Origin of the sequence: Dyadobacter alkalitolerans DSM 23607 (assembly GCF_000428845.1) — a bacterium.
GTDB lineage: Bacteria > Bacteroidota > Bacteroidia > Cytophagales > Spirosomataceae > Dyadobacter > Dyadobacter alkalitolerans.
In genome coordinates, this window is record NZ_AUAS01000006.1 from 180,864 (window position 1) to 198,711 (window position 17,848).

At 44.3% G+C, this 17,848-nt stretch carries 13 protein-coding genes; 6 read left to right on the top strand and 7 right to left on the bottom strand.

The window, feature by feature from the left end; all coding sequences use genetic code 11:
• Window positions 1-127: 127 nt before the first annotated feature.
• The 4 genes from G395_RS0114035 to atpA all read right to left on the bottom strand — a co-directional run bounded on the left by G395_RS0114035 (window position 128) and on the right by atpA (window position 4,112).
• Entirely contained in the window at window positions 128-655 is a 528-nt protein-coding gene (locus G395_RS0114035) for a YceI family protein (protein ID WP_026630624.1), read from the bottom strand.
• Window positions 656-780: 125 nt separating this feature from the next.
• A complete protein-coding gene (locus G395_RS0114040; protein WP_026630625.1) occupies window positions 781-1,515 on the bottom strand; it encodes an outer membrane lipoprotein-sorting protein in 735 nt (244 codons plus the stop codon).
• A gap of 128 nt (window positions 1,516-1,643) precedes the next feature.
• Window positions 1,644-2,528 carry an ATP synthase F1 subunit gamma gene (gene atpG, locus G395_RS0114045; protein ID WP_026630626.1) on the bottom strand — a complete coding sequence of 295 codons (885 nt, stop codon included), beginning with the start codon at window positions 2,526-2,528 and terminating at the stop codon, window positions 1,644-1,646.
• Window positions 2,529-2,534: 6 nt separating this feature from the next.
• On the bottom strand, window positions 2,535-4,112 hold the full coding sequence (gene atpA, locus G395_RS0114050) for a F0F1 ATP synthase subunit alpha (protein WP_026630627.1): 1,578 nt from the start codon (window positions 4,110-4,112) through the stop codon (window positions 2,535-2,537).
• A gap of 290 nt (window positions 4,113-4,402) precedes the next feature.
• Here atpA and bamJ point away from each other — a divergent pair, with 290 nt between their 5' ends.
• The gene (bamJ, locus tag G395_RS0114055; protein ID WP_026630628.1) at window positions 4,403-5,161 is read left to right on the top strand and encodes a BamJ family beta-barrel-assembly machinery protein; all 759 of its coding nucleotides are present in this window, start codon (window positions 4,403-4,405) and stop codon (window positions 5,159-5,161) included.
• Window positions 5,162-5,174: 13 nt separating this feature from the next.
• Window positions 5,175-7,298, top strand: coding sequence for a carboxy terminal-processing peptidase (locus tag G395_RS0114060; protein ID WP_026630629.1), 2,124 nt, complete (start codon window positions 5,175-5,177; stop codon window positions 7,296-7,298).
• Between the two features lie 92 nt (window positions 7,299-7,390).
• Here the strand turns inward: G395_RS0114060 and G395_RS29415 are convergent, their stop codons facing one another.
• A complete protein-coding gene (locus G395_RS29415; protein ID WP_035361335.1) occupies window positions 7,391-7,654 on the bottom strand; it encodes a helix-turn-helix domain-containing protein in 264 nt (87 codons plus the stop codon).
• 169 nt (window positions 7,655-7,823) lie between these two features.
• Here G395_RS29415 and G395_RS0114070 point away from each other — a divergent pair, with 169 nt between their 5' ends.
• The 4 genes from G395_RS0114070 to G395_RS0114085 are packed head-to-tail and all read left to right on the top strand — an operon-like array spanning window position 7,824 to window position 13,082.
• On the top strand, window positions 7,824-8,810 hold the full coding sequence (locus G395_RS0114070) for a hypothetical protein (protein ID WP_026630630.1): 987 nt from the start codon (window positions 7,824-7,826) through the stop codon (window positions 8,808-8,810).
• A gap of 2 nt (window positions 8,811-8,812) precedes the next feature.
• Window positions 8,813-9,823 carry a thioredoxin domain-containing protein gene (locus G395_RS0114075; RefSeq protein ID WP_026630631.1) on the top strand — a complete coding sequence of 337 codons (1,011 nt, stop codon included), beginning with the start codon at window positions 8,813-8,815 and terminating at the stop codon, window positions 9,821-9,823.
• A 34-nt stretch (window positions 9,824-9,857) separates the two neighbouring features.
• Complete coding sequence (locus G395_RS0114080; protein WP_026630632.1) at window positions 9,858-10,706, top strand: DUF4249 domain-containing protein; 849 nt, start codon at window positions 9,858-9,860, stop codon at window positions 10,704-10,706.
• A 27-nt stretch (window positions 10,707-10,733) separates the two neighbouring features.
• The gene (locus G395_RS0114085; RefSeq protein ID WP_169720039.1) at window positions 10,734-13,082 is read left to right on the top strand and encodes a TonB-dependent receptor; all 2,349 of its coding nucleotides are present in this window, start codon (window positions 10,734-10,736) and stop codon (window positions 13,080-13,082) included.
• A gap of 105 nt (window positions 13,083-13,187) precedes the next feature.
• Here G395_RS0114085 and G395_RS0114090 read toward each other — a convergent pair whose 3' ends face one another.
• Both G395_RS0114090 and G395_RS0114095 read right to left on the bottom strand, forming a co-directional pair.
• Window positions 13,188-14,630 (bottom strand): efflux transporter outer membrane subunit, encoded by a 1,443-nt coding sequence (locus G395_RS0114090; RefSeq protein WP_026630634.1) that lies wholly within the window; start codon window positions 14,628-14,630, stop codon window positions 13,188-13,190.
• A gap of 53 nt (window positions 14,631-14,683) precedes the next feature.
• A complete protein-coding gene (locus tag G395_RS0114095; RefSeq protein ID WP_026630635.1) occupies window positions 14,684-17,836 on the bottom strand; it encodes an efflux RND transporter permease subunit in 3,153 nt (1,050 codons plus the stop codon).
• Window positions 17,837-17,848: the final 12 nt, after the last annotated feature.

Here is a 17,848-nt window from a genome sequence, read left to right on the forward strand (position 1 = left end):
TAACTTAATGACGATACAATGCGATTTTGCCCTTATTATGCCTGCAATTATTCAGAAATAGGAAGGCATAAAAAAAACGGGACGATTGCTCGCCCACGCTTTAACAGGAATGGTTTACTATAATATCTTATTGCTTTACAACCTGGATGTTAGCGATCAGTTTCACATCGTCACCTACGACCACGCCACCTGCTTCTGTCACTGCGCTCCATTCAAGACCGAATTCTTTACGGTTGATTTTACCAGTGATTTCAAATCCTGATTTATTGTTTCCGTAAAAGTCGGTCATGTTACCACCGTATTCAACAGCAAATTCAACTGGCTTAGTTACGTCTTTCACGGTCAGATCGCCTTTCAAAGTATAGCTTTCATCACCTTTTTTAACCAATGTTCCTTTGATAGTCAGTTTAGGGTGGTTCGCTGCATCAAAGAAATCTGCTGATTTCAAATGCTCATCACGTTGCGCCTGATTTGTATCAATGCTGTTGATATCTGCCGAAAACAGAATGGTTGCACCTTCAAAATCCTCTGTTTCTGTTTCTACCGAACCTTCGAATGTTTTAAATGCGCCGGTTACAGTTGAGATAACCAAGTGTTTAACTTTAAACTGAACTTCTGAATGCGTTGGATCAATTACCCATGTTGTAGTAGCCATATCTATATCGTATTTAATGTTTTTACATTTAATGTATATACACGTATATTTAAAGATTAGTTCATGAGCACAAAAAAAATCCCGAACAATTTTTATCCGGGATTTGATTAAAGGTGAAAACAGGCCTATTGCTTGGGCATTTCGAAAATCGCAGGATCTATTTTAGGATTCACTTCCAGAGAACTGATCTTCAAAACCATCGCCGTTCCTGGCATAGCCGAAGTTTTGACTTCGGAAGTGAAAGGATACGTGACGCCGTCAATTTGTCGGAAATCAGATTGTGTGTTTTCCGAGGTAACTTCCTGTCCGTTGATCGTTGTGGCAACGATCATTTTAAGAATGTAGAAGGTGTCTTTGGAGATAAAGTTTGTACGCTTGGTTCCATTTTTCAGCGCCATGGAAACTTTGTAAACTTTTGCCCCTGCCAGATCTTCCTCCCCATCGAGCGTAAGCGTGTAACCTTTTTGCTTGTAATTATATAAGCCGGTCAGGTCCGTTTCGGTTGACATCGCTTTCACCGATTCTTCCGGCAATGCAGTTGCAGTCGTTTGTCCGGCCATCGGGTTTATTGTCCAGCCCGTGTTACCGTTGACTGCCTGCACAACGGTCATTCCCTGCACAGTTGTTTCACTCCGGAAGCCTTTATCCTGGACAATGATGGTGCTGATCGGCACTTTCATATTCATAACGTCCATCTCCGCTGTAATTTTTACACTTTGCAGTTTAGCAAGTTTGTCTGCGCCACCCATTGCTTTTATATGTTTGTCGATCACCTCATCAACGGTCTGGGCAAAGGTTATATGCGTTGCTCCCAGCAGCAGGATGGCAATTAGCGATTTGGAAAATGTTGATCTTAACATGAAATGTTCGTTTGTTTTAATTGGAACTCCTAATAAGCCGCTATATTGTAAGTTTGGCGAGATTTGAAAAAGAAAACGGACGGATTTCCAAAATCCGTCCGTTTGTATAATTATATTTCTAAGTCCTCTTAGTTCTTCAAAGCTTCTGCTCCGCCGACAATTTCAAGGATCTCAGTTGTAATCGCCGCCTGACGCGTACGGTTATAAACCAATTTCAGTTCTTTCAAAAGCTCCTGAGCATTCTCAGTCGCCTTATCCATTGCTGTCATACGAGCGCCTTGTTCCGACGCATTTGATTCCAGAACAGAACGGTAAAGTTGGATTTTCAAAGACTTCGGGATCAATTCTGCAAGAATCTCTTCCTCAGTTGGTTCAAAAATGTAGTTAACCTCGGCTGTTTTCGTTCTTGTTGTTTTATCTTCTGTTGCGATCGGCAGGTAACGGTCTGTGTGGATGATTTGGGTTGCAACGTTTTTAAATTCGTTATAAACCAGATCCACCGCATCGTATTGACCGTCAGAAAACGCTTTCATGATTTCTTCTGCGGCTTGTTTAACAGCCACAAAGTTCAATCTGCCGAAAAGGTCCATGTAAGTTTTATTCACTACAAAACCTCTTTTAGCAAGGGATTCGGCGCCTTTTTTACCAATGGCAAAAATTTCAACGTTTCCTCTTGCCGCCTGCGCAGCATATTTTGTCTCGATCAACAGCAATGTTGCTTTCACAATATTCGTATTGAAAGCACCACACAATCCACGGTCAGAAGTAACAACCACGATAAGCACCTTTTCAACCGGACGAACCGTTTTCAAAGGACTATCCACCGCACTTTCTGCACCGGAAGACACTGTTGTAAGCATATCACCCAGCTTCTGAGCATAAGGACGCATCTGCATGATGTTGTCCTGAGCCCTGCGCAACTTTGCAGCTGCAACCATTTTCATGGCCTTAGTGATTTGCTGCGTTGAATTAACGGATACGATCCGGTTACGGACTTCTTTTAAGCTCGCCATATTTTATTAACGATATTTTACAGCAACTTCACGCGCAACTTTGTCAACTACGTCTGTTACGCTGTTGTCCAGTTTACCAGCACGCAATGCCGATAAAGTGTCTTTATGCTGAGTAGTCAGAACGGTAAGGAAATCTTTTTCAAACTCCTTCACACGGTTCACGTCGACCAAGTCAAGCAGACCTTTTGTAGAAGCATAAACGGTTGCTACTTGCTGCTCAACAGGAACCGGAGAATATTGAGGTTGTTTCAAAACTTCCTGATTCCGGCGACCTCTGTCAATAGCCAGTTTTGTAGCCGCATCAAGATCCGAACCGAATTTTGCAAACGCTTCCAATTCACGGAATTGCGCCTGATCCAGTTTCAATGTTCCTGAAACCTTCTTCATCGACTTGATCTGCGCATTACCACCCACACGTGATACCGAAATACCTACGTTGATAGCAGGACGGATACCTGAGTTAAATAAGTTGGATTCAAGGAAGATCTGTCCGTCCGTAATCGAAATTACGTTCGTTGGAATATATGCAGAAACGTCACCCGCTTGTGTTTCGATAATCGGAAGAGCGGTTAATGAACCACCACCTTTAACGATTCCCTTCAATGAAGGAGGAAGGTCGTTCATGTTTCTTGCGATTGTATCATCCGCGATGATCTTAGCGGCACGTTCCAAAAGGCGGCTGTGCAGATAAAATACGTCACCAGGATAAGCCTCACGTCCCGGAGGGCGGCGAAGCAGCAGGGAAACTTCACGATATGAAACCGCTTGCTTCGAAAGGTCATCATAGATAACCAAAGCAGGACGGCCTGTATCCCGGAAGAATTCTCCAATCGCTGCACCTGTAAATGGCGCGTAGAATTGCATTGGAGAAGGATCTGATGCACCGGCAGCAACGATTACCGTATAATCCATAGCTCCGTAGCGGCGAAGTGTGGCCTCAATCCCTTTGATGGTTGAAGCTTTTTGTCCGCAGGCAACGTAGATACAGAATACAGGTTCGCCTTTGTCGAAATATTCTTTTTGATTGATGATTGTATCGATGGCAACAGCTGTCTTACCAGTCTGGCGGTCACCGATGATTAATTCCCGCTGGCCACGGCCGATGGGGATCATTGCGTCGATTGCCTTGATACCAGTCTGAAGAGGTTCAGTTACAGGTTGACGGAAAATAACCCCAGGAGCTTTACGCTCAAGTGGCATTTCATAAAGGTCACCTGTCAACGGACCATTTCCGTCGATTGGTTCAGCGAGTGTATTTACAACGCGGCCTATAATTCCGTCTCCAACCTTTACAGAAGCGATTTCTTTGGTTCGCTTCACGGTGGCTCCTTCCTTGATGTCGCTAAAATCACCCAGCAACACGGCTCCGACGTTGTCTTCCTCGAGGTTAAGCGCGAGGGCTTTAAGGCCGTTCTCGAAAACAAGCAGCTCACCTGCCTGCACCTGGGAAAGGCCATAAATGCGGGCAACACCGTCGCCAACCTGAAGGACTGTTCCTACTTCTTCGAGTTCTGCTTCTGATCTAGCTCCTGCAAGTTGTTCGCGCAGGATGGCCGAAACTTCATCCGGTCTAACAGATACCATAGTATAATTGACTTATTAAAAGTATAGTAGTAAGTTTTTGAAAACTGCCGCAAAGGTAGCGTTTTATTTTAGTATAAAAAGAATGTTTCGGGTAAAACCTATCACTAAAAATTAGATTTTTCCAAGGCTCGCGACGCAACAGCCCAGCCGATCCTGATTTCGCCGTTTATCCTTCATAATGAACATTTTTAAAACTTTTTTAGGTACTATTTGTGTTTTTGTTGTAATTGAGTTCGTTAATAGCACTTACAAATCCATTTATATAACTAATCGACCATCCTTACAGCGTAATGTACAAATTAGAAAAAACCATTTTAGCGGCCTTAGTTGCAGGAGTTTTGGTAACAACAGGAAGCGAAGCACAGACTATCAAAAAGACAACAAAACCGGCAGCAACAGTGAAGAAGGCTCCGGGCACACCAGTAAAAGCAGCAGCGACGCCTGCCGTACTCAAAAATAAGATGGATTCTTTGTCAGCTGCCATTGGCGTAAGCTTCTCAAATTCATTAAATTCTCAGGGAATTTCGGACATTAATACGGAGGTTTTAACAAAAACCATCAATGCTTCGCTCAAAGGCGGTAAAACAGCATTCACGCCAGAAGATGCCAATAAGTTTATCGGTGAATATTTTCAAAAATTAACTGAGGAAAAAGGAGCTGTGTTCAGAGTAGAAGGAGAGAAATTCCTGGAAGAAAATAAGAAGAAAGAAGGGGTTGTTACAACAGAAAGTGGTCTTCAATATCAGATCATCAAGGCGGGCGAAGGCCCTAAGCCTGCGGCAACTGATAAAGTGAAAACCCATTATCATGGCACGTTAACCAATGGAACGGTTTTTGACAGTTCGGTGGAAAGAGGCGAGCCCGTGGAGTTTCCGGTTAATGGTGTGATCAAAGGGTGGACAGAAGCGTTACAGCTTATGCCGGTTGGTTCAAAATGGAAGTTATTTATTCCTTATCAACTTGCTTATGGTGAACGTGCAGCAGGCCCTCAGATCCCGGCTTATTCAGCGCTGGTGTTTGAGGTTGAATTATTAGAGATTGTTAAATAGCAAACGTTCAACAATGAAAAAGTACTTAATCACGCTTATTCCGGTAGTATTACTGGGCTGGCAGAAGGGGCCTGTTCAGGAAAAAGCGGCACTTATACCAGCCGCAGAGGTGTCAATGGACGAGGATATCAAGCCTATTCCTGCTCAGTTTAAAGCTGAGGAGCTGACAACCAGGATTCTTTCCAGTTATCATTACAGAAAGACCAGGCTCAGCGATTCGCTTTCACAAGCGATTTTTGATAAGTACATTGATGGCATTGATCATGGCAAGCTATATTATCTGGCCAGCGATTTAGCCGATTTTGACAAATACAAAAATTCGTTTGACGATTATCTTCAAAAGAGGGAGTTGGATGTGCCATTTGCGATGTATAATGTTTTCAGAAAACGTTATAAAGAAAGAAGTGACTACATTCAGGGACTTTTGAAAGAGGAGAAACCATTTGATTTTACGGCAGACGAGTCTATGAACACCGACCGTGAAAAAGCGACGTGGGCTAAGAGTACGGACGAACTAAACGACACATGGCGCAAGTATCTGAAAAGTGAAGCGCTGGATTTGAAGTTGTCGGGCAAGGCGGATACGGCCGTTATTTCAACATTGAAGGACCGTTATAAAAACCGTGACCGTGCATTGGGACGCATTCGTACTGAGCAGGTTTTTCAAATGTTCATGAATGCTTATGCTGAGTCTATGGACCCGCATACGAGCTATATGGCACCAACTTCGGCGGACCGTTTCAAACAGGAAATGAGCCAGTCGCTGGAAGGAATCGGCGCATTGCTTCGTGAGGAAGATAATTATATCAAAATCGTAGAAGTAATCCCTGGCGGTCCTGCATTCAAAGGAAAGCAGCTTAAAAAGGAAGATAAGATCATTGCAGTTGCCCAGGGAGACGAAGGTAAAATGGTGGATATTGTCGGCTGGTTTGTAGATGACGCAGTGAAACTGATCAAAGGGCCGAAATCAACTGTGGTAAGGCTTCAGGTAATCTCCGCGGATGCGATTTCAGGAACACCTCCAAAAGAATACAGATTGGTACGTGAGAAGATCAAATTGGAAGAGCAGCGTGCAAAAAGTGAGATCGTTTCAGTTAATAATGCCAACAAAGAATACAAAATCGGCGTAATCGACATTCCGCTTTTCTACCGTGACTTTGAAGGCGCGCAACATAAAGAGAAGGAGTTTTCAAGCACAACACGCGATGTACAAAAGCTGATTACTGAGCTGCAAGCGTCTAATGTTGACGGAATTGTAATTGACCTGAGAAACAACGGTGGTGGTTCATTGACAGAGGCGGTTTCACTGACAGGTTTGTTTATCAACAGAGGTCCGGTGGTTCAGGTTAAAGAAGGACAGGGAGAAGTTGAAGTTCAGTCTGACAATGATCCTACCATTGCTTATGAGGGCCCTATGGCCGTGATGGTGAACCGTTTTAGTGCTTCTGCATCAGAAATTTTCGCGGCAGCCATTCAGGATTACAAACGCGGAATCATTGTTGGAGAGCAAACTTACGGTAAAGGAACCGTTCAAACATTGATCGACCTGAACCAGTGGGTTCCGAAAGAAACAGACCAGTTGGGACAGGTGAAGCTTACAGTTGCTAAATTTTACAGAATCAACGGAAGCAGCACGCAGCTTAAAGGTGTAATGCCTGATCTGGAATTGCCAACCGCATTTAAAGTAAATGAATTCGGTGAAGGTTCTCAGCCAAGCGCATTGCCTTGGGATCAAATTGCATCTTCGCGCTACGAGCCAACCAACAACATTAATGCCAAAGTGGTTGACCAGCTCAAAGGCAAATACAATCAGCGTTTGAAAACGGACGAAGAGTTAAAAACTTTGGTTAAAACGCTTAACGATTTTAAAGAAGCACGCGAAAACAAGATCGTTTCCTTGCAAGAATCAAAACGTAAAGTAGAACGTGCCGAAGCGGAGAAAAAAAGGCTTGCTATGAAGCAACTTGGCGAGGACAATGCTGATGGCGAAGAGGAGGAAGAAGACGGCAAAGCCGTTGAAGCTCCAAAAGAGGTTAAGAAAAAGAAAGACATTTATCTAACCGAAACCAGCCGGATGCTAGCTGATTTGATCGTGATATCGAAAGAGCCGAGTTTGGCGGGGACTAAGAAGAAGTAATTGTTTTAATAGAATATGAGAGCCTGAACCAGTAATGGTTCGGGCTCTTTTAGTTTATCAAGTTCGACCAATTCTGAATCTAAAATTTGATGTCATTCATATATACCATGATTTGCCTCTGCATTCTTCTGACGGTGTTTGAGAATGTGCTTTTCGTAGAAGAGCTCCATTTCTTCCTTACTGCGAAAGCCTAAATAGTTCGCAACCTTTTCAGCTAGCTCGCCACTGATGTTGGTTTTATCGTTTTCCAATTTGCTGATAGATTGCTGTCGGACATTCAAAAAAGAAGCAAGCTCCGATTGTTTAATCCCTTTCATCATTCTGACAGCACGAATTTTCTCACTGAAGGCGGGCATATTATTAAATTTTAGTGTGTTAAGGTGAGCGCAAAATATGATTAATTCTCCCGACTGCCAAGTTGTAAAATACAACCAACTGAGGCGTACTATACAACCAGATATTTTTGCTCGATGGGAATTAGATGTCTCTCTTTGTAGAGTTATTTAAAACTAAACGTCGCGGCCTATGCTATCAAACATTTTCAGAAATTGGGTATTCCTATTTTCCTTTCTGTTCACCCTTTTGCTCTTGCAAGCATGTCAAGACGAAATTACTCCTAACTCCGACCTTGAAGCCACAAATGCCTCGGGAACGGATGAAGCCTCCATCACGAGGGTCATAGAAAAGATAGAAACAGCTTATACTGAGGGAGAGCTAAAAATAGAAACTGGCGGGCCGAAAGAACTAGAAACTCAGGCTTCGCCATTAATTATGGCATCTGTTAAATCAAGACTTCTGGCTTATCAAAAACAGTTTGAATCCAGGTACAACGAGTCTAGTGATTTTTCAGAAGCCTACCCCGTGGGAGTGATACCAATGAATGAAGCATGCCCTGCAGGTACAACGAAAATCAAGTTCATGATGGACAATCAAGACAACGGCAATTCAGCAAAGTCTGGCTGGACCGGATCCTGGTATGTGAATGGGAATGGCAACGGCATACATACTTTATGTTCCGTTTGGGGTGGTGCTTTCACCTTCATGACTTTAAATAAGTCAACACAGTATTTGCTGGTACGATTAGGCAATAGCAAGACGATGTTTATGGAACCTCGAGTTTGGAATGTGTATTTTGACAATGAGGACAATAATAATGCAAACACACTGTACGATGGTAACCTGGGGCCTGGCACGATAAATAGTCAGGGAATTAACCTACAATTCTGGGCCATTGCAGGAAAAGATACGCCTGGTGTAAATCAATCTGCAGAATTTCCTGATCTGGGTTTTTCTTATGGAGTGTTCGGCACATTTACTTCCCCAGTTGTAGGAGGAGCCGCGGGTATGGGAACATTCAAAACAGACGATGAGAATAAGAACAATGCTAACCAGCTTTATTCAGTTGACTGGACCACCAATGTCATTACCCACGGTTCATATGTGCATGGGTATGGCGTAGACCGCACCAACGATCCTGGAAATACTTTGTTTAATATTCGTCGAGTAAGGTGATCATGCAGATGACAAGCTTGCTGAAGATTCTTGGCTTGTTCTGCATCGGTTTAGTAGCCATCTGTTCGTGCGAGAAACGGGCTGAAAAAAGGATAGTAGCAGTAGTGGAGGGTGAGGCAATAAGCTTGGAGGAAGTGGATAACTTGATTAAAAACTCGCTCTATGAGTATCTCTTCGCCATTTATGATGTTCGGAGAATTGCACTGAATGAGCTAATTAATAGCAGGATGATTTCCAAAGAGGCAAAGGCACTGCATGTTAGTGTTGATTCAGTCACCTCTCTGAGAATTGCGGAAATGAAGCAAAAATTGACAAAGGATGAATATGTCTCGGATAATGCTTTGCAGCATGGGGTCGTGGATGAAGAGAATCCATTTAAATTGATCCCACTTCATACTGACGAAGGGCAAAGAATACTGGAAAAGAGCTATGTTAAATTTTTGAATCATATGCTCAACAAAGAACTGAGTGCTAAATACAAAGTCAAGATTTCGCTTGAACCGCCGGAAACGCCTAAATTGGACTTACGGGGAACCGTTACCTACGCCCGACGAAACATGCAATCATTGAACGTTGTCACCATCGTCTCTGACTTTGATTGCCCGGTTTGTCAGAGTAAAGTGCCTGTTTTTAAGCAGTTGTTCAAGAAATATGGCGATAGGGTTCGCTTTGAATATGTTCATCTTTCCCCGTCGATTAGTAAGTCAATCTTATTTTCTGCGTGTGCCGCGAAACAGGGTAAATTTTGGGAAGCCCATGATTTGCTGTTTCGAATGGGTCAGAATGGATCTCAGGAAATAGAAAGTTTAATGACGAGCTTAAATCTGGACCCCAAGGCTTGTAAAACCTGTATGGAATCTGACAAAGTTGCTGATGAAATTAATGCAAGTATGGAGCAGTTGAGGGCGTTAGGCATTAAGGTTACGCCTACCATAATCATTAATAACAGAATTTATTATGGTGAGATTTCCGAAGAAGTTATGGGTCAGTTTATCGAGAAGTCCCTTAAATGATTTGTGGTTAGCATTCATTAGTGCATTCCTCCTGATGCTGATTCCTCTTTCATGTGTACAGAATGTCGAGTTGGACTTAATCAAGGGCAATGACAAAGTTCTGGTGGTCGAGAGTGAATTCAATAACGTGAACACTGGGAACTTCGTAAGGTTGACTTGGATGCGAAACGTTCAGGAAAAGGAAGTGCTGCCGGTTGTTAATGCTTTGATTGTAGTCAGTTCTGACAGCGGAGAAACTGATACTTTGAAGAAGGAAAACGATGATAATAATAATTTTGATGGATATTATTTTTCAGATAGATTAAAATGTGAGCCAAACAGAACGTACACCCTGAAAATTGACGTTGATGGCATCATGTACGAGGCAACTGCAACAATGCCCCGTCGTCCTAAAATTGATTCTTTACGCTTGGGTTTTGTCAAGTATGAAATTGGAAAATCTGATGGAGTTATGCCCTTTATTTATTTTAAAGAGCCACCAGCGGAAAAAAATTACTACATGGGAAAATTGTGCCCGGATGGGTACGGTCCCCGTCGCAATCCTTGTCCAGTAATGACTTGGTATGCCAACCGGGCGGTACTGCTTTTGGACGATAAATATCTAGCTGGATATGTCAATGGTATTAACATTAATTTACCCGATGACCCTAAAAGAAATTACATCCCAAGTCTTTCCGGCGACTACCTCGCAATTCTTTATTCTATAACCCCAGAAAGCTTTGCCTATTTTCAATCATTAATGGAAGCCCTTAAAAGCGATGGAGGAGTGTATTCGCCATCCCCGGCAAATCATCCAACCAATATTAAAAGCAAGCATAAAGTCGTCGGATTCTTTCATGTAGCAAGTCTTGATTCATACCCATTTTTAGCACCACGCCGCTAACCAAACGCATTTAAATTCATGACTAAAATGCTCTTAATATCGGCGTTTTTCATCTCAATTAACACTTACGCTCAAAGGCATAACCTAAGCGGTATAGTGACGGATGCTGTTTCCGGAGAAAGCTTGCCCAATGCGAGTGTTAAGGTTGCCGGAATGGATGCGGGAATACAGAGTAATGCATACGGTTATTATTCGCTGAGCCTTAAAAAGGGGATTTGTCTGATAGAAATTTCCTATCTGGGTTATCTGAAAAAATCGGTTCGCGTTAATTTGCAGCGGAATTTGAAACTGGACATTCAGCTGACACCTGCCAATCAACAGCTGAAAGAAGTGCAGGTTAAGGAGCGAGATCAGGTGGATTTAGGTAACACTATTCCGGGCAAGTCCACCATTCAGATGAGTCGGGTAAAAAACATGGGTACAATGGCAGGTGAAGCGGATATATTTCAGGCGTTGCAATATCTTCCCGGCATTAAGGCGGCAGTTGAGGGAAATACGGGTCTCTCTGTTCGCGGAGGATCATTTGATCAAACATTGATTCTGCTGGATGATGCTCCTGTTTATAATCCTTCACATGCATTAGGCTTTTTTTCTGCGTTTAACAGCGATGCCATCAAGTCAGTGGACATTTATAAGGGAACCGTTCCAGCCCAGTTTGGCGGAAGACTTTCCTCGGTGGTCGACTTGAAAATGAAAGAAGGTAATGTTAACCACTTGAATGTCTCTGGTGGATTAGGGGCGATTGCAAGTCGGTTGACCGTGGAGGGGCCGATCAAGAAGGAACGATCGTCGTTTATTGTCTCCGGAAGATATAGTTATGCAGGCAGCACGGCAAATCTGGTAGGAAAGTTGGCGCAGGGAATGAATGTTTATCCATTCCGGAATTTCACTGGCGGAAATGATATTCGCTTTTATGACCTGAATGCGAAGATCAATTGGAAGTCGAGCGATAGCCAGGACCAGTTTTTCATCTCCGCCTATGCGGGAAAGGATTGGTTCAAATATTACCTTTTTCAACAAGGCTCTTTCATGAAATGGCAAAATAACACAGTGTCGTTCAGATGGAACCGCATTGAGCGTAGCAACTTGTTTTCCAACACAACGGCTTATTACAGCAACTATGGTTATAATTACAGTCTGCTGATGGACCGGCGTGATTTTGAGTGGAAAGCCGGTTTACAGGAAGTGGGCCTGAAAAACGAGTGGGACTATTTCATCGATCCTACTGCCTCCCTCAAAGCGGGTGCAATGCTAACGTATACACATTATAGTCCGGGAGCAATCAAGCCAAAATCTGATAGTTCAATCACAGTTCCTTTTACATTAAGGGAACAAAGTACTTTGCAAAACGTCGTTTTTGCCGGTTATACAAAACAGCTGTCCAGAAGATTTTCTATGTATCTCGGGCTCCGCATATCCACCTATTCGTTGGTAGGGCCGGGTACGGCGTATGAATATTCGCAAAACCTCGACAGTGTGCAGGATTCAACCCATTATAAAGTTGGAGGACTCATGAATTTCAGAGCGGGGGCTGAGCCGCGATGGTCTTTAAATTACATGCCAGACAGCATTTCCTTGCTTTCAATCGCAGCGAATCGTTCCAAGCAATATTCCCATTTGCTGAATTCCTCAGCTGTTGGTTTGCCCACGGATGTATGGCTTCCTTCCAACAGCAATGTCGCGCCGCAATCTGCAACCCTGGTCTCTTTCGGCTACAAGCGGATTATTAAAAATGTTACGCTTTCCGTTGAAGCTTATCAGAAGTGGATGAAAGGAGTTATTGACCTTGTCGACAATGCCGAACTGTTTGTAAATCAATATGCTGATTCGCAGGTTCGCTCGGGAAAAGGGAATGCTTGGGGACTTGAAACAATGCTGGAAAAGAAAACAGGCAGATTGACCGGATGGATCACCTACACATTATCGAAGACAGATAGGACCATTCCGGGCGTTAACAATGATTTGGCTTATCCAACCCGGTATGACCGCCGACATAGCATTTCGTTTGTAACGACTTTTCATGCGACAAAAAGAACGGCGCTTTCAATGGATTTTCAGTTTAACTCGGGCGGGGCGGCGTCATTTCCTGTGGGCGCATATGAATACATGGGAGCGTCTTTCAATTATTACACCAGCCGAAACGGATACAGGTTACCGGCCTATCACCGGCTCGACGTGCAAGCTATGTTTACCAGGAAGCGAAAAAAATGGGAACGGCAATTTGTTGTAGGCATTTTTAATGTATATGATCAGCGTAACCTTTTTTCTGTGCAAGTTGAGCCGGATACATTCAGCCAGCCTTTTACGCTTTCACGTATATCAGCCATTTCTTTATATGGTGTTATGCCATTATTCAGCTACGGATTCAAAATCTGATCCCATACCAGGCATGTTGAAAAAGGGAAAAATAGAAAAAAACGGGCCATCATGATATAGATGACCCGTAATAACAAGAATAGGAATGGTTTGCTTGTAATCCTTTTATTCCCAACCACCCCCCAGCGAGCGATACAATTCAATCAATGCTAAATACTGATTCTTTTGAACCTCGGTTAATGACAATTCAGCTTCCAGAACGGTTCTTTGCGCGGTGATCACTTCCAGGTAGGAAGCGTACCCTGTCAGGAAAAGGTCTTTTGACGTGACAACGGCTTGTTGCAGCACGTCCACTTCCTGGGTTTTGAATTCGTTTATTTTTCGGTTGTTTTCAAGTTTTTTCAGGCTTGTGCTTACTTCCTGGAAACCGGTCAAAACAGCTTTGTTGTAAGTGAACAATGCTTCCAGGCTTGCTGCTTCGGCTCTTTTTTGTCCTGCTTTCAGCGCTTTTCTGTTAATAAGCGGCCCGGCCAGACCACCGATTGCATTATAAGCGATGGAACCGGGATTGAAGAGTAAATTGCTTTTAAATGAATTAAAACCCAGAAAAGCAGTAATGTTCAGCGATGGCAAAAATGCAAGTTGCGCGGCTTGCTGTTCCGAATAATTGGCTAACAGGTCGAATTGCGCTTGCGCAATATCTGGTCTTCGTCTCAGCATGTTGGCAGGAATTCCGGTTGCGGTGGTTTGAGGCAATGTCTGTTCCAACCTGTCACTGCGCGTTATGTGCTGAGGAAAGCGGCCTAGTAGCAGATTGAGTTTGTTTTCGGCTTCAATGATCTGCTGTTGTTTTTCAACTTCAAGGCTTTGTGTATTAAACAATTGCGCGCTGAATTGCTGCACGCCCAATTCATTTGCACGGCCGCCTTCTTTCTGAATCTTGATAGTTTCTACAGCAGACTGCTGCAAAGCAATGTTCTTTTGAATGATCGCCATCTCCGTATCCAACGCTATAAGCTCGTAGTAAGCACTTGCAATTTCAGCGATCAGGCCGGTAATGATGGCGTGACGAGCCTTTTCGGTGGCCAGAAGACGGTTATATGCTGCTTTTTTCTGGGTTTTTAATTTCCCCCAAATATCGATTTCCCAGGCACTCCTGAGTCCGACAAAGTAATCGGGTAAAAAAGGAGCAGGAAGTCTTCTGTCCGCATCAATGTTTTCGGAAAAATTTGTGTCGTAATTTCCAACGCCATCCATGGTATAATCCCCGAATTTCCGGCCGCCGCCAGTCACTTCGGCCGAAATGGATGGAAGCAATGCCCCCTGTGCAGCCAGAATGTTGGATCGCACCATTTCAATTCTTTGCGCTGCGATTTTCAGGTCCAGGTTGTTCTGAAGCGCTGTATCGATCAATGCCGTTAAATAGGCGTCTTTGAAAAACGTTTTCCACTCCATAGCCGCAATTCCTGTAGAATCGGTTTGGCCGGCGAATGTTTGCGGCGTGCTGATGCGCGACTTCTGCGCAATGGGCTGGGTGAGCTTGCAACCTGCCAGGGTTACTAATGTGCTCATCAGCAGTATGCTATATAAATTTTTATATGTTTTCATGAATGCAGGATCTTAGAGGAAGCAGCCGGACGAACGCCCGGCTGCCGAAAGTGTCATTCGAGAATGAGCTCTTCTTTCTGGTTTACAATTTTAGATTTTTTGGGCCTTACCATGCTGGCGAACAGCACGTATAATCCCGGGATAATAATCACCCCGAAAACGGTTCCGATCAGCATCCCGCCAGCAGCCGCGGTCCCGATAGACCGGTTTCCGATCGCACCTGCACCTGAGGCCATCACCAACGGGATAAGTCCGGCTATAAATGCCAGCGATGTCATCAGGATCGGTCGAAGCCTTTCTGTGGCGCCTTCCAGTGCTGCCTCAATGACGGATCGTCCTTCTTTTTGCCTGATAATCGCGTATTCTACAATCAGAATTGCATTTTTACCTAACAGACCTATGAGCATGACGAGCGAAACTTGCGCGTAAATGTTATTTTCGAGCCCCATTAATTTCAATGCGACGAATGCGCCGAAAATACCGGTCGGTAAGGAAAGTATAACAGGTAATGGAAGCAGGAAACTCTCATATTGAGCGGCTAGGAGCAGATAAACGAAGATCAGACAGACGCCAAAAATGTAAATGGCCTGATCGCCCGACAGGATTTCCTCCCGCGTCATTCCGGACCATTCATAGGTAAAACCACGGGGCAGACTGGCGGCAGCAACACGTTCTACGGCCTTGATAGCGTCGCCGCTACTGTAACCCGGCGCTGCATCCCCATTGATCATCGCCGAGGTGTACATGTTATACCGCGTCAGCAATTCAGGTCCGTAAACTCTTTCCAGTCGGATGAATGTGGAGAACGGGACCATTTCACCACGGTTGTTTTTTACATATAGTTTTAAAATGTCCTCAGGATTCTTCCGGAAATCCGGATCAGCCTGGACCATTACCTTATACATCTGGCCAAAACGAATGAAATTGGAAGCATAAAAACTCCCTACCAATGTCTGTAATGTGCTCATCGCTACGTCTACCGAAACGCCTTTTTTGGCGGCGATATCTGCGTCAACATGAATCATATACTGCGGAAAACTTGCGTCAAAGCTGCTGAATGCGGTTGCTATCTCCGGCGAATCCATCAGATCCTTCACAAATTTGTTTGTAATCTCGGCAGTCTTCTGCAAGTCATCGCTTCCGGTCCGGTCTTGCACGCGGAGCTCAAAACCACTCGAGTTACCAAATCCTGGAACAGTAGGAGGTGGGAAAAACTGAATTTCAGCATCTGTAATGTGCTTTGTTTTGGCTTCCATCTCGGAAATAATATCCTGCACGGAAACCGTCCGTTCATCCCAAGGTTTAAGGTTGATCATGGCCATACCATAGGAAGATCCCGCGGATTCGGTGATCAAGCTGTAACCTGACAGCGACGAAACGGATTCTACTGCTTCCAGTCCTTTTGCCACTTTTTGAATTTCATCCAAAACAGCCTCGGTCCTTTCCACGGTGGCTGCTACGGGAGTTGTCACATTTACATTAATAACACCCTGATCTTCTGTGGGAATGAAACCCGTAGGCAGAACCGTGTTGACTCCATAAGTCGCTACGCAGAACGCAATGAGAAGTCCGATTGTGACTACCCTCCGGTTGATGATCAAGCCCAGCAATTTTCTGTATTTTGCCGAAATGCCATCATAACCTTTGTTGAAACCTGCAAAAAATCTATCAAGAAGCGTATTTTTCGAAGGCTGACCGTGGGTATTTTTCAACATTAAAGCACAGAGCGCAGGTGTTAATGTCAATGCATTAATCCCGGAAATGACAATGGAAATAGCGAGGGTGATGGAGAACTGGCGATAGAAAATCCCGACTGGACCAGACATAAATGCCACCGGAACGAAAACCGCCGACATTACCAGCGTAATAGCGATAATGGCACCGCTCATTTCTTTCATAGATTCAATGGTCGCTTCGCGCGCATCCAAATGTTTTTCGGCCATCTTCGCGTGGACGGCCTCGACGACGACAATGGCATTATCCACCACAATCCCGATGGCCAGAACCAATGCAAACAATGTTAAAAGGTTAATTGAGAAACCGAATAACTGCATGAAAGCGAATGTTCCGATCAAGGCGACGGGAACGGCCAGGGCAGGGATAAGCGTCGAACGGAAATCTTGCAAAAACAGGTAAACAATAATGATTACCAATATAAATGCTTCAATCAATGTGCGTACAACCTCGTGTATGGACGCATCCAGGAAGCGGGAAACGTCATACGAAACCATGTAATCCATGCCGGGAGGGAATGTAGTCTCCTTCAATTCGGCTACTTTCTTTTTCACATTAGCAATCACCTCCTGCGCATTGGAGCCGGGGCGCTGTTTCAGCATGATCGATGCCGAGGGCTTGCCATTGGACTTGGAAGCCATATCATATTCCAGCGTACCAAACTCAATATCAGCCACATCCTTTAATTTCAACATGGAGCCGTCGGGGTTTGAGCGCAGGACGATATTTTCATATTGAGCCGGCTCAAACAATTTTCCCGTGTATTTCAGCACATATTGCAGGGCTTGCACTTCGCGTCCTGAGCTAACCCCGGTTTTACCCGGCGCAGCCACGACGTTCTGTTCGCGGATCGCTTTTACAACATCATCTGCGGAAATGTTGTAACCATTCATCCGGTCGGGTTTTAGCCAGACACGCATCGAATAGTCACGGCTTCCCATGATCACGGCCCGGCCTACGCCGTCAATCCGTTTGAGTTCTTTAAGCAGGTTAATGTCAGCAAAATTGTATACAAAGTCCTCAGCAACAGACGTATCCGAACTCATGATGTCCAGATACATAAGCATACTGTTTACTTCTTTTTCGGTGGTTACACCGGCTTTAATTACTTCTTCCGGAAGTTCATCAATGACAGTTTGAACGCGGTTCTGCACGTTCACCGCCGCCAGGTCGGGGTCAATTCCTACGTTGAAGGAAATTGTAATGGTCGTTACGCCATCATTACCCGATACGCTGGTCATGTAAGTCATTCCGGGAACACCATTAATGGCGCGTTCGAGCGGAACGGCAACGGCGTCCACGCCAACCTCGGAATTAGCTCCGGTATAGGTTGCCGTTACGACAACAGAAGGCGGCACAATGTCCGGAAACTGTGAAACTGGTAGGTCTGAGAGGGCGAAAAGCCCAAGTAAGGTTATGAAGATTGAGATGACCAGTGATAGCACCGGCCTCTCTATAAATTTTTGAAACATGATTTAAAATTC